Annotated in this window: 13 protein-coding genes; 6 read left to right on the top strand and 7 right to left on the bottom strand. The window is 64.3% G+C overall.

Going from position 1 to position 11823, the window contains the following annotated elements; genetic code table 11:
* Positions 1 to 41 precede the first annotated feature (41 nt).
* The 5 genes from THL1_RS07805 to glaH all read right to left on the bottom strand — a co-directional run bounded on the left by THL1_RS07805 (position 42) and on the right by glaH (position 6622).
* Positions 42 to 953, bottom strand: a complete 912-nt coding sequence (locus THL1_RS07805; RefSeq protein WP_069082727.1) for a LysR family transcriptional regulator — start codon at positions 951 to 953, stop codon at positions 42 to 44.
* Positions 954 to 1407: 454 nt separating this feature from the next.
* Positions 1408 to 2685 carry a 4-aminobutyrate--2-oxoglutarate transaminase gene (gabT, locus tag THL1_RS07800; protein ID WP_069082726.1) on the bottom strand — a complete coding sequence of 426 codons (1278 nt, stop codon included), beginning with the start codon at positions 2683 to 2685 and terminating at the stop codon, positions 1408 to 1410.
* An 89-nt stretch (positions 2686 to 2774) separates the two neighbouring features.
* Positions 2775 to 4223, bottom strand: a complete 1449-nt coding sequence (gabD, locus tag THL1_RS07795) for an NADP-dependent succinate-semialdehyde dehydrogenase (protein ID WP_069081862.1) — start codon at positions 4221 to 4223, stop codon at positions 2775 to 2777.
* Positions 4224 to 4261: 38 nt separating this feature from the next.
* A complete protein-coding gene (gene lhgO, locus THL1_RS07790; protein WP_069086447.1) occupies positions 4262 to 5512 on the bottom strand; it encodes an L-2-hydroxyglutarate oxidase in 1251 nt (416 codons plus the stop codon).
* Between the two features lie 132 nt (positions 5513 to 5644).
* Positions 5645 to 6622, bottom strand: coding sequence for a glutarate dioxygenase GlaH (gene glaH / locus THL1_RS07785; RefSeq protein WP_069081861.1), 978 nt, complete (start codon positions 6620 to 6622; stop codon positions 5645 to 5647).
* Positions 6623 to 6804: 182 nt separating this feature from the next.
* Here glaH and csiR point away from each other — a divergent pair, with 182 nt between their 5' ends.
* From csiR to THL1_RS07760, 5 genes are all read left to right on the top strand, one after another.
* Positions 6805 to 7506, top strand: a complete 702-nt coding sequence (csiR, locus tag THL1_RS07780; protein WP_069082725.1) for a DNA-binding transcriptional regulator CsiR — start codon at positions 6805 to 6807, stop codon at positions 7504 to 7506.
* Positions 7507 to 7771: 265 nt separating this feature from the next.
* Positions 7772 to 7993, top strand: a complete 222-nt coding sequence (locus THL1_RS30580) for a BCCT family transporter (RefSeq protein WP_069082724.1) — start codon at positions 7772 to 7774, stop codon at positions 7991 to 7993.
* On the top strand, positions 7990 to 8439 hold the full coding sequence (locus tag THL1_RS31170) for a BCCT family transporter (RefSeq protein ID WP_335721530.1): 450 nt from the start codon (positions 7990 to 7992) through the stop codon (positions 8437 to 8439). The genes THL1_RS30580 and THL1_RS31170 overlap by 4 nt, the downstream gene beginning before the upstream one ends.
* 110 nt (positions 8440 to 8549) lie before the next feature.
* On the top strand, positions 8550 to 8789 hold the full coding sequence (locus THL1_RS07765; RefSeq protein WP_069082723.1) for a type II toxin-antitoxin system Phd/YefM family antitoxin: 240 nt from the start codon (positions 8550 to 8552) through the stop codon (positions 8787 to 8789).
* Positions 8786 to 9163 (top strand): type II toxin-antitoxin system VapC family toxin, encoded by a 378-nt coding sequence (locus tag THL1_RS07760; RefSeq protein ID WP_069082722.1) that lies wholly within the window; start codon positions 8786 to 8788, stop codon positions 9161 to 9163. The genes THL1_RS07765 and THL1_RS07760 overlap by 4 nt, the downstream gene beginning before the upstream one ends.
* A gap of 81 nt (positions 9164 to 9244) precedes the next feature.
* Here the strand turns inward: THL1_RS07760 and THL1_RS07755 are convergent, their stop codons facing one another.
* Positions 9245 to 10444, bottom strand: coding sequence for an MFS transporter (locus tag THL1_RS07755; protein ID WP_069082721.1), 1200 nt, complete (start codon positions 10442 to 10444; stop codon positions 9245 to 9247).
* Positions 10441 to 10581, bottom strand: a complete 141-nt coding sequence (locus THL1_RS30280; protein WP_177343821.1) for a hypothetical protein — start codon at positions 10579 to 10581, stop codon at positions 10441 to 10443. Before THL1_RS30280 ends, THL1_RS07755 begins: the two co-directional genes overlap by 4 nt.
* A 144-nt stretch (positions 10582 to 10725) precedes the next feature.
* Between THL1_RS30280 and THL1_RS07750 the strand changes: the two genes are divergently transcribed.
* On the top strand, positions 10726 to 11823 hold the full coding sequence (locus THL1_RS07750) for an efflux RND transporter periplasmic adaptor subunit (RefSeq protein WP_069082720.1): 1098 nt from the start codon (positions 10726 to 10728) through the stop codon (positions 11821 to 11823).

Below are 11823 nucleotides of genomic sequence, written 5' to 3'. Positions count from 1 at the left end.
GGGCGACTGTGCGAGTGCAGCGAAGTGAGGTGCGGCGTGGCTTAGCGGGTGCGCTGGAGGGAGTCGAGGAAGCGTTCGAGGATAAGGTTCTGCCTACGCCCCTTGCGGGTCGCGACCGCCAGCTTGGCCTCGAAGAACAGGCGATCCGGGCTCAAGGGCGCCATCAGCCCTTTCTCCACCCAGGTGGCGGCGTAGTGATCCGGGAGGAAGCCGATGTAGCTGCCCGTGAGGATCAGGAAGGCGATGCCCTCGCGGTCCGTGGCCGACGCGGCGAAGTTCAGCAACTGGTGCAGACCGATTGCCTCGGCCGTCATGCGGTAGCTGGGAACCACGGCATCCGCACTCTTCAGCTCCTCGTTGCTGACCTCGGCGGCGCGTGCGAACAACGGGTGCTCGTGGCTGCAGTAGAGGTTCGAGCGCTCCTCGTAGAGCAGGCTGTATTCCAGCCCGGACAGGGGCGTGATCAGCGGGACTGCGCCCACATGCAAGCGGCCGTCCAGCAGGCCGCGCTCGATCTCTCCGGGGGTACTCATGCTGAGGTTGATGCGTACCCCCGCGCCTTCTGCCCGCACGGCCTTGAGCGCCTGGGTGATACGCATCCTGGGCTGGGTCACCAGGTTATTCACGATCCCAACATTCAGGTCGCCGCGCAACTGCTGGTGCATCTGGTTGACCTCGCTGCGAAAGCCTTCGATGGCCACCAGCACTGTCTCGCTAGCCCGCAGTACTTCCCGCCCCTCGTCCGTCAGCGCGAATCCGGCCCGCCCACGTTGGCACAGCCGCATACCAAGGCGTTTCTCCAGGTCACTCATGTGCAGGCTGATGGCCGAGCGGGTAATGCCCAGCGTGCCTTCAGCTGCCGAGAAACTGCCGCACTCAGCCACGGTTTTGAAAAGCCGCAGCAGCCTCAGGTCGAAATCGCTGACCTGGCTCAAAGGGTTTTTCTTGGGCATAGGTGAGTTTTCCAGTACGTGAACGCAAGAAAATATAGCTTTAACTCACGCACCCGGTGACCGCAAGCTCGGCAGAACCTCCCGAGCCCAGTGGCACTCACGCCGAGGAGCCCTCATGAACCTCATCCCGCACCGGATCAACGTCTCCGTGCCAGCTGCCCCTTCCGAACGCGGCCCGTCCCGCTCTGCGCCCGACGGCAGGTGATGAGCAGGACTGAACAGACCACGAGGATGGCCTTGGCGTGGGGCACGCCAAGTGTGTCTGACACGGTGACGCAGGATTCATCGACGGTCAGACGCGGGACGAAAAAACCCGCCCTGCCCGGGTCGGTCATCGGGGCAGGAGCGGGTGAGCAGGGACCAGGGTGACGCTCTAAATCAATCAGTCCTGAAAAGACTGAGCGAAGGTCAGGCCAGCCGGTTTTTAACGACGCATCACCGATGCTCAGCCTTTTCAGGCGAGCTCGTCGAAGCACTCGCCGATAATGGCCAGTCCGCGCTCCAGATCAGCATCGCTGACAGTCAGCGGAACCAGGATGCGCAGGACGTTGTAGTAGGTGCCGCAGGAGAGCAGGATCAGGCCCTTCTCGCGTGCCTTGGCAACGACCTTGCCGGTGAGTTCGGCGGCCGGCTTGCTCACATCGCCAGCCTCGAACAGCTCAACGGCGACCATGGCGCCGAGGTTGCGCACGTCCACCAGGCTGTTGTGGCGCTCAGCGATCTTGCGCAAGCCGGCGGTGAGGATTTCACCCACGGACTTGGCGCGATCCAGCAGTTTCTCGCTCTCGAAAGCTTCGATCACCGCCAGTGCCGCGGCACAGGAGATCGGGCTGCCGGCGTAGGTGCCACCCAGTCCACCCGGGGCAACGGCATCCATGACGTCGGCACGGCCGGATACGCCCGCCAGCGGGAAACCACCGGCGATGGACTTGGCGAAGGTGGTCAGGTCGGCAGCTACCCCCATCTGTTCCATGGCGAAGAAAGTGCCGGTGCGGCCGGCGCCGGTCTGTACTTCGTCGGCGATCAGCAGGATGCCGTGCTGGTCGCACAGGGCGCGCAGGCGGGCCATGAAGTCCTTCGGCGCGACATTGAAGCCACCCTCGCCCTGCACCGGCTCGAGGATGATCGCAGCGATGTCGCTGGGTGCGGCGTCGTTCTTGAAGATGCGTTCGATGCTGGCCATCGCATCGTCCACCGAGACGCCGTGCATCGCGTTCGGGTATTCGGCGCGGTACACACCGCCCGGCATCAGGCCCATGCCAGCGGAATACGGAACCACCTTGCCGGTCAACGACAGGGTGTACTGGGTGCGGCCGTGGTAGGCGCCGGTGAAGGCAATCACGCCGTTACGGCCGGTGGCGGCGCGGGCGATCTTGATGGCGTTCTCAACAGCTTCGGCACCGGTGGTGACCAGCAGGGTCTTCTTCTCGAAGCTGCCCGGCACCAGTTGGTTGATCTTCTCGGCCAGGGTCACGTAGGGCTCGTAGCCGAACACGTGGAAGCAGGTGTGGGTCAGTTTGGCCAGCTGTTCCTGGACGGCGGCCATCACCTTCGGGTGCAGGTGGCCGGTGTTCAGCACGGCGATGCCACCGGCGAAGTCCAGGTACTCACGGCCCTCGACGTCCCACACGGTGGCGTTCTCAGCACGCTCGGCGAAGATCTGATGGATCTGCCCGACGCCACGAGGAATGGCGGCCATACGGCGTTGTTGCAGGCTCTGGTTGGTGTTCATGCGCACTCCAATATTCAGTCGCACCACACCAGAGGTCGCCAGCGCGGCTGGCGACCTCTGGTGCAGGAATGGGTTGTGATCCGCCGTGCTTACACGCCGATGCAGAGGTATTTGATTTCCAGGTAGTCATCGATGCCGTACTTGGAGCCTTCGCGGCCCAGGCCCGAGGCCTTGACGCCGCCGAAGGGCGCCACTTCGTTGGAGATGATCCCGGTGTTGATGCCGACGATGCCGTACTCCAGGGCCTCGGCCACGCGGAACACGCGGCCCAGGTCGCGGGCATAGAAGTAGGCAGCCAGGCCATACTCGGTGTCGTTGGAGAAGGCGATGACTTCGTCTTCATCCTTGAAGCGGAACAGCGGCGCCAGCGGACCGAATGTCTCTTCCTTGGCCACGGCGGCGTTTTTCGGTACGTCGACCAGGATGGTCGGCTCGAAGAAGGTGCCGCCCAGGCTGTGCGGCTTTCCGCCGGAAACGACACGGGCGCCCTTGGCGACGGCGTCCTCGATGTGCTCCTGGACCTTGGCCACGGCCTTGGCGTCGATCAGCGGGCCGGTGGTGATGCCGTCTTCCAGGCCGTTGCCGATCTTCAGGCGCGCGACGGCGGCCTGGAGCTTGTCGACGAAAGCGTCGTAAACGCCGTCCTGCACGTAGAGGCGGTTGGCGCACACGCAGGTCTGGCCGTTGTTGCGGTATTTGGAAATCAGCGCGCCTTCCACGGCGGCATCCAGGTCCGCGTCGTCGAAGACGATGAAGGGCGCGTTGCCGCCCAGTTCCAGCGACACCTTCTTGATGTCCTTGGCGCATTCGGCCATCAGCTGGCGGCCGATTTCGGTGGAACCGGTAAAGGTCAGCTTGCGCACGATGGGGTTGCTGGTCAGCTCGCCGCCGACTTCACCGGCACTGCCGGTGACCACGTTCAGCACGCCTTTCGGAATGCCGGCACGCTCGGCCAGTTCGGCCAGGGCCAGGGCGGAGTACGGGGTCTGCGAGGCAGGCTTGAGCACCATGGTGCAGCCAGCGGCGAGCGCCGGGCCGGCTTTGCGGGTGATCATCGCCGAGGGGAAGTTCCACGGGGTGATGGCAGCGGTGACGCCGATGGGCTGCTTGATCACCATCAGGCGCTTGTCGGCCTGGTGGCCGGGGATCATGTCGCCGTAGACGCGCTTGGCTTCTTCACCGAACCACTCGAGGAAGGACGCCGCGTAGGCAATTTCGCCACGGGACTCCACCAGCGGCTTGCCCTGCTCCAGGGTCATCAGGCGGGCCAGGTCGTCCTGGTTCTGCATCATCAGTTCGAACCAGCGGCGCAGCCGGTTGGCGCGTTCCTTGGCGGTCAGCGCACGCCAGGCTGGCAGGGCGCGTTCGGCGGCTTCGATGGCGCGACGGGTCTCGGCGGCGCCCATTTTCGGCACGCTGCCGATCAGCTCGCCAGTGGCCGGGTTGCTCACCTTGAGGGTCTGGCCGTTGTCGGCATCGACCCAGGCGCCGTCTACATATGCCTGCTGGCGGAACAGGGTGGAGTCTTTCAGTTGCACGCTTGTCATCCTCTGGATTGGGCGGCGGTGACGTCGGCTCAGCCGGCGGCCCGCTGCTTGTTATCGGTGGCTTTGACGGTGAAGCGGGTGCCGGAGGCGGCGATCTGCTCACGGACCTTGTCGACGATGTGGGCGCCGATCGGGATCGCGGAGGTAGCGGCGGGCGACGGTGCGTTGCACACGTTCACACTGCGCGGGGTGTTCACGAAGAGGAAGTCATCGATCAGCTTGCCGTCGCGGGACACCGCCTGGGCGCGCACGCCGGCCGGATAGGGGGTGAGATCGGCCTTGGTGATGCTCGGGCAGTACTTCTGCACTTCCTTGAGGTAGCCGCCCTTGAACAGGGAGTTCTTCATCTCGATCAGGCCGGGGCGCAGGTTCTTCGCCAGCACCTTGAGGATGCCGGGGGACGTCAGGGTCTCGACCATGTCGGAAATCGAAATATCGGACTTGCGGTAGCCCTCGCGCTTCATGGCCAGCACGGCGTTGGGGCCAACGGTGACGGTGCCGTCGATCATCCGCGTCAGGTGCACGCCGAGGAACGGCATGGATGGGTCCGGAATCGGGTAGATCAGGTGGTTGACGATCTGGTTGTGCTGCTTGGGCAGCAGGTAGTACTCGCCCCGGAACGGGCAGATGATGAAGTTCGGCTCGATGCCGAGCATGCGCACCACGCGATCGGCCATCAGCCCCGAGCAGGTGATCAGGTAGCGACCATGGAACTCGTCGGTGCGGGTACGCACCACCACTTCATCGGCATGCTCGTCGAGGCCGGTGACTTCGGCGCTGAAGCGGATCTCGCCGCCGGCGGCCTGGAACTCGCGGCCCATCGCGGCGGTGACTTCGGCGTAGCTGACGATGCCACTGGAGGGCACGAAGATGCCGCCCATACCGACGATGTTCGGCTCGCGCTCGCGCAGCTCGGCGGCGGACAGCCAGTGGCGTTCCAGGCCGTTGGCGGCGGTGCGTTCCCAGAGCGCCTTCATGCGCTCCATCTCCAGCGCGTTGGTGGCCACCAACAGCTTGCCGCACTCGTCGTAACGGATGCCGTGCTTGTTGCAGAAAGCCTTGGTGGCCTTGTTGCCTTCCAGGCAGAAGCGCGCCTTGAGGCTGCCGGGGGTGTAGTAGACGCCGGCATGGATCACGCCGCTGTTGTGGCCGGTCTGGTGACGGGCCGGGCCGGACTCCTTCTCCAGGAGAAGAACCTTGGCATCCGGGTAAACCTGCATCAGCTGCATGGCCGTGGACATGCCCACGATACCGCCGCCGATGATGATGAAATCGTACACAGCCATTACCTCGCGCTTGGCGCAGCGGATAGGTGTTGGGCTTCGCTGCGCTCAGCGCCAACCTACGGTCGAACATTTGTGCCGGGCACGGCGAAGGGCCGCCCGTGGCAGCCCTCCGCCGCGCTCCATTGATTATTGACCGCGCAGGTAGCGGGGCTTCTGGTAGCTGATGAAGCCGCGCTGGCGCATCAGTTCGCGACGCAGACCCTCGTGGGGGATGAAGCGGTCGCGGCCATGCAGCCAGAACAGGTTGTTGATGAGCACGAAGCTGCCCACCGGCACCGGCACGGACAGCTTCTGCGCGCTGCCTTCCAGGGATTCGGACAGGGCGTTCAGCCAGATGCCTTCCTCGAAGTTTTCCGGCTGCACGAACTGGTCGATGTAGCGCATGGTCGGGCGGCCTTCGGCGTCGGTATCGAACACCGGATGGAACACGTCCTCGCTGACCTTCTTGCTCGGCGGCGCGGTCCAGCGCATCTCGCGACGGGCCAGCGGGTGGCGGAAGAACTCGTCGCACTGCTCCCAGTCGTCCAGGTGCAACAGCAGGGAGTTGCCGCCTTCCATGTTCTTCTCGTCGATCTTCAGCATCAGCACGTAGTCGGTGATCTGGTTCACGAAGGTGCCGTCGTTGTGCAGCTCCATGACCCGGTGCGGCTGGCGCAGGTAACTGTCGGAGTTGTCGGTGTTGACCACTACGAAGCGGGCGTAGAACTGGCCGCTCATGGCGTCGTAGTTGGAACGGCCGATCAGGTGGGCGCAGGCGGTGGTGAATTTCACCATGTCCTCGGCCTGGCTCACGTCATCCAGCCCGACGGGCGTGATCAGCATGCCGCCGGAGGCGCGGCTCAGGATGGTGTTCAGCAGCACCGGGCGCAGGGTGCCTTCGCACAGGTCGTCGAGTATCTGGCCGAAGCGGAAGCGCAGGAAGGATTTGTACTCCAGGGCCTGGACCGGCCACTCACCCACCGCCTTGACGAAGGCCTCCACCGTTTCGCGGGCGAAGGTCAGCTGGAGCAGGCGCGGCGACTGCTGGGAGGGTGTGACGGTGAACCCCCGGGTCTCCAGCGGCATCGGCATCACAAGGTCCTCGATCTTCGTAAAGGCGTTCATGGCGGTTTCCTGGCAAAGAAGTGGTAGGCAGCGCCCGGATCAGGTGGGCGAGTGGAAAATATCGCCACAAACTAAAAATGTCTACATTTTTAAAAAACGAAAATAAAACGCACGTTTGTCCATTGTTTCTCGGTGAAAAGACGTTTCGGTATGATCCGCAAAACGTTGTGAGGAACAGCACCTTGGAAGCACTCGCCCCTCGTCAGAACTCGGCTTTCAGCGGGTATGAGTGGCTCAAGCAGGACATCATCCGTGGCGTGTTCAAGCCCGGTGAAAAGCTGCTGATGAGCACCCTGAAGGAACGCTACGACCTGGGCGTGGGCCCGCTGCGTGAAGCCCTGTCGCAATTGGTGGCGGAGAAGCTGGTGGTCGCCATCAGCCAGAAGGGCTACCGCGTGGCACCCATGTCCGTGGAAGAGATGAAGGACATCTACGACGCCCGCGCGAACCTGGAAGCAATGATCGTCGGCCTGGCCATCGAGCGCGGCGACGACGCCTGGGAAGCGTCGATCCTGGCCCAGTCCCATACCCTGGCCAAGGTGATGGAAGTGAAAACCCGCGAGCAGCGCCTGGATGTCTGGGACCAGCGCCACAAGGCGTTCCACACCGCCATCGCATCGGGCTGCAACTCCAAGCACCTGTTGCAGGCCCGCAGTTACCTGTTCGACCAGGCCGAACGCTACCGCCACCTCTGGCTGACCCAGACGGTGTTCTCCGAAGAAGCCCTGGAGCGCAAGCGCCAGGAACACGCCGCACTGGTGGAAGCCATCCTCGCCCGCGACGCCACGCGCGCCAGCGAAATGATGCGCACCCACCTGATGACCCCGGTGCCGATCATTGCCGAGATCATGCGGACTGAAGGGATGGGCGGCAGCGCCCGCTAGCCGCAAACTCCCTCCTGTGGGGGCGAATTCATTCGCCAAGGGCGACGCAGTCGCCCCCTTGATGTAACCCTGAGCAGGCCTTTGGCCTGCTTGACGAATGAATTCGCCCCTACAAGGCAAGCCCACACCGTGCCCCCCACCCATGCCGAAATATCATCGAGGCATGATTAAAAATGGGTTGTCCGACAATCCTCTCTAGCCCCATTTTGTCGGGCTAGCCTGGGCCGCGGCGCCTAGCCAAGCCCTGTAAAAAGAACAAGCGGGGATGTTGATGCGTGCAGAGTTGGGCCTGTTCAAGGGCCTGAATCCCACGGTGACGCTCAGCTCGGTGCTGATCGTGATCGTCTTCGTCGTAAGCTGCGTGTTGCAGGCCGAGCAGGCCGGCGAGGTCTTCAAGGCCATGTCGGAGTTCGTGGTGCAGCAGTTCAAATGGTTCTACCTGAGCCTGGTCACGGGCGTGCTGGGGTGCCGGTTTACCTGGCCATGAGCCGTTACGGCCACATCAAGCTGGGCCGCGACGAAGACGACCTGGAATTCAGCTTCGGCTCCTGGATCGCCATGCTCTTCAGCGGCGTCGTGGGCTGGCATGTGCGCTCGTACTGCGAGAAGAACCGCGCCTACCGCGACGTCGTCCTCAGCCGTCTGCGTGGCGAACCCGATCTGCTGGATGCCTCGGACTACGGCCCGACCTATACCGAGTTCTGCGACGGCCGAATAACCGGAGGATTCACAACAGGGGAGCCCGTTCGACCGGGGGGCCCGTTGGTCATCCTGTACACCGACGATCTAGGCGAAGCCCAACGCAGGATTGAAGCGGCGGGGGCCATCATCAGCCGTCAGGCGTTCTCGTTCCCTGGCGGCCGCCGCTTCCACTTCATCGATCCAGACGGCTATGAGCTGGCGGTGTGGTCAGCGGATGAATCGAAGGATTAGACGAACCTGCAAAAGACGGAGCCCGGCCAACCGGACACCAGCAACCCGATGGCCTCTTTGCCAGCCTCAGCAATTTTGGCTAAATTTGTCCAAATTATTGGAGGTAAACGATGATCACTGTGCCCCTGGGTGAAGCCAAGAACAATCTGTCCAAGTTGGTCGACGAAGCTGCCAACGGCCAGATCATCACCATTGCCAAGCATGGCCGCGCTATGGCTCGCCTGGTACCAGCCGGCAAACGTACCGGCCAGCGCATCGGTGCCATGAAGGGAATTCTGGTGATCCCGGAAGACTTCGACGCCCCGCTGCCGGATGACCTGCTCGATAGCTTCGAAGGCGTTAATCCATGAGGATTCTTCTGGATACCCATATCCTGCTCTGGACGCTGGCCGATAGCCCAAGGCTTTCAACGCGGGCGCGGCGACTGATCGAGGATGCAAGCGAGGTACATGTCAGCGCCGCCAGCTTCTGGGAAATGGCCATCAAGATAGGCCTGGGGAAGCTGAACGTTGGCCTGGACACAGTGCGCGATGGATGTCGGGAGAGCGGGTTCATCGAGCTGCCCATCGCCGTCGAACACACCCTTGCGATCCGCGATCTCGGCAATCATCACCGCGATCCCTTCGACCGCATCCTGGTCGCCACCGCAATGACCGAGCCCATGAGGCTGCTTACGGCAGATCCACAAGTGGCCGGTTACTCCGAGTTGGCTGTGCTGGTCTGAACCTCTACCGCTCGACCGATCACTGTAGAAGGAGCGAATTCATTCGCGAATAAATGCGCTCCTACATGAAGCCATCACTTTCTACCCCGCCACCGATACCACCTCGCCCCGCGGCTTGCGGGTCATCACCGCGAACGCGCTGATGGCCGCCACGGCGAATACGGCTTGCACGCCGACCATCGGCCAGGCGCTGCCATCCTGCAGCGCCCCCAGCAGCAGACCGCTGCAGGTGGCGCCGAGCATCTGGGCGAAGCCCATCAGGCCGGCGGCAAGGCCCGCGCGGTGGGCGTTGGGCATGACCACGCCAGCCACCGACGCCGGGATCAGCATGCCGCCACCCAGGGTCACCAGCACCTGCGGCAACGAAAGGCCGAGCACCGACAGGCCAAGCGTGGCGTGCACCAGCAAGGTGGTCAGCGCACCCGCCGCCACCAGGCTCACACCAATACCGACGATACGCTGCGGACCCAGCTGCATGATCTTGCGCTGGGTGAACAACGCACCGCCGATCAGCCCGGAAATGGTCGCGCCGAAAGCCAGGCCGTATTCCGCTGCGCTCAGCCCCAGCAGGCCGATATAGACGGCCGATGAACCGGCCACTACCGCGAACATCGCTCCGTAAGTGCCCGCCAGGGTGAAGGCAAGGGCCCGACTGGAACGCTGTTTGAGCAGGTCGAAGTAGTCCCGCGCCAGGGTCGCCGGATGGCCGGCCTTGGGATCGAGGCTGGGGTTGGATTCCCGGTAGAAGGCCAGCACCGCCAGTAGCGCCAGGCTACCGATGGTCAGGGAGGCGAGGATCGGCGCATGCCAGCCGCCCCACTGGGTCAGCAGACCGCCGACCATGGGCGCCAGGGCGATGGCGCTGAGCATGCCGATCACGGTCAGTGCCAGGGCCGGAGCCGCCTGCGCCTTCCATACATCACGCACGATGGCCCGTGCCAGCACCAGCGCGGCGCAGGCGCCCAGGCCCTGGACCACGCGTCCGAGAATGAAGTCAGTCATGCTGTCGGCCAGGAACATCCAGGCGGTGGCGGCCAGATAGAGGCTGAGCCCGCCGATCAGCACCGGCCGGCGGCCGATCCGGTCGGACAGTGGCCCCAGCAGCAATTGCCCGAGCCCGAACGCCGCAACGAACGCGGACAGCGCCGCGAGGCTCGCGCCATGAGCGCCGCCTAGCCCCTGCTCGAGGGCACCGAGTGCGGGAATGATCAGTTGGGTGGAGATTTCCCCCATGGCGGTCAGCACCATGAGGATGGTCAGCAGCAGGCGCGACGGGTTCATGGCTGCGCTCCGTCTTCATCGGCATCCAGCACCAGGGCCATCAGCTGCCATTCCAGCGCCTGCCAATCGTCACTGCCGAAGCCCTGCGGCGCACCGCAGCCCGGCCCACTGTCCAGCACCTCTTGCTCATTGTTCATTGCCGGTACCTCCGTTGGTCGCTTCGCCCTTGGGCGGACGAAATAGATGACGAGTGACATATATACACACTTTTAGATTATGCCTATCATATTTTCGACCTGCAGTACTGCCGCCCTGCCGCCGCCCTATTCGAGGATCGCGCCATGAATCGCCCACACCTTGCTCTACTCGCCCTGATCCCCGCCGCCCTGCTGACCCTGAGCGGCTGCAACAGCCAGGCCGATACCTCGGTCAGCGCGCCCCAGCCAAGGGCGGTCCTGGCGACGGACGTCCAGGCCGCCCCCCAGCAGGACGCCCTCTACACCGGCGTGGTGGCCGCGCGCACGGCCAGCGACCTGGGCTTTCGCGTCGGCGGCAAGTTGATTGCCCGCAAGGTGGACCCGGGTACCCGCGTGAAGCGTGGCGATATCCTGCTGGTGCTGGACAACACCGATTTCGAACTGGCCCTGCGCACCGCACGCAACCGCGTCACCGCGGCCGAAGCCGAGCTGCGCCAGGCCCGCGACGACGAAGCCCGCTATCGCCGCCTGGCCGGCACCGGCGCGGTATCCCGCCAGCTGTACGACCAGGCCGCCACGCGCCTGCGGGTTGCCCAGGCCGAACAGGCCGCCGCCACTTCCGAAGCGGCCCAGGTGGAGAATCGCCGCGCCTACTCGACCTTGCGGGCCGATGGCGACGGCGTGATCACCGATGTGCGGGTGAATCGTGGACAGGTCGTCGCCGAGGGCCAGGTCGTCGCCAGCCTGGCCCATGACGGCGCGCGCGAGGCGGTGATCGACATCCCGGAAACCCAGCGTTCCCTAGCCAACCACGCAGCCCGCGCCTACCCCTATGGCGCGTCAGGCAATTCGGTTCCCGCCAACCTGCGCGAGCTCTCCGCTGCGGCGGATACCACCACCCGCACCTTCCGCGCCCGCTACACCTTGGGCGGCGACTCCACCGCCCTGGCCATCGGTTCCACCATCACCCTGCAGCTGGACGGCGCCGCCCAGCAGCAACTGCTGCGCGTGCCGCTGGGCGCCCTGCACGACAAGGGCCAGGGCACCGGCGTCTGGGTCATCAAGGCGGACGGCAAGCTGGAACTGCGCCCGGTTCGCGTGGTGCGCCTGGAGCAGGAAGAGGCAGTGCTGGAAGGTGGTGTGCAACCGGGGGAACGCATCGTCGCCCTTGGCGCCCATCTGCTGAACGCCGGTGACAGCGTGCGCGAGCTGCCGGCGCCGTCGCTGGCCCTGGAGCACTGA

This window comes from Pseudomonas sp. TCU-HL1 (assembly GCF_001708505.1).
In the GTDB taxonomy this organism is placed as follows: Bacteria; Pseudomonadota; Gammaproteobacteria; order Pseudomonadales; family Pseudomonadaceae; genus Metapseudomonas.
Note: the sequence above shows the minus strand (reverse complement) of the source record. Positions and strands in the feature narration are given on the sequence as shown.

Excerpts from the sequence above, each read along its gene's own strand:
- THL1_RS07760 (WP_069082722.1), top strand. The coding sequence starts at position 8,786 with ATGAGGATTCTTCTGGATACCCATATCCTGCTCTGGACGCTGGCCGAT.
- glaH (WP_069081861.1), bottom strand. The coding sequence starts at position 6,622 with ATGAACGCCTTTACGAAGATCGAGGACCTTGTGATGCCGATGCCGCTG.
- THL1_RS07750 (WP_069082720.1), top strand. The coding sequence starts at position 10,726 with ATGAATCGCCCACACCTTGCTCTACTCGCCCTGATCCCCGCCGCCCTG.
- THL1_RS30280 (WP_177343821.1), bottom strand. The coding sequence starts at position 10,581 with ATGAACAATGAGCAAGAGGTGCTGGACAGTGGGCCGGGCTGCGGTGCG.
- THL1_RS07765 (WP_069082723.1), top strand. The coding sequence starts at position 8,550 with ATGATCACTGTGCCCCTGGGTGAAGCCAAGAACAATCTGTCCAAGTTG.
- gabT (WP_069082726.1), bottom strand. The coding sequence starts at position 2,685 with ATGAACACCAACCAGAGCCTGCAACAACGCCGTATGGCCGCCATTCCT.
- THL1_RS30580 (WP_069082724.1), top strand. The coding sequence starts at position 7,772 with ATGTTGATGCGTGCAGAGTTGGGCCTGTTCAAGGGCCTGAATCCCACG.
- THL1_RS07805 (WP_069082727.1), bottom strand. The coding sequence starts at position 953 with ATGCCCAAGAAAAACCCTTTGAGCCAGGTCAGCGATTTCGACCTGAGG.
- THL1_RS31170 (WP_335721530.1), top strand. The coding sequence starts at position 7,990 with ATGAGCCGTTACGGCCACATCAAGCTGGGCCGCGACGAAGACGACCTG.
- THL1_RS07755 (WP_069082721.1), bottom strand. The coding sequence starts at position 10,444 with ATGAACCCGTCGCGCCTGCTGCTGACCATCCTCATGGTGCTGACCGCC.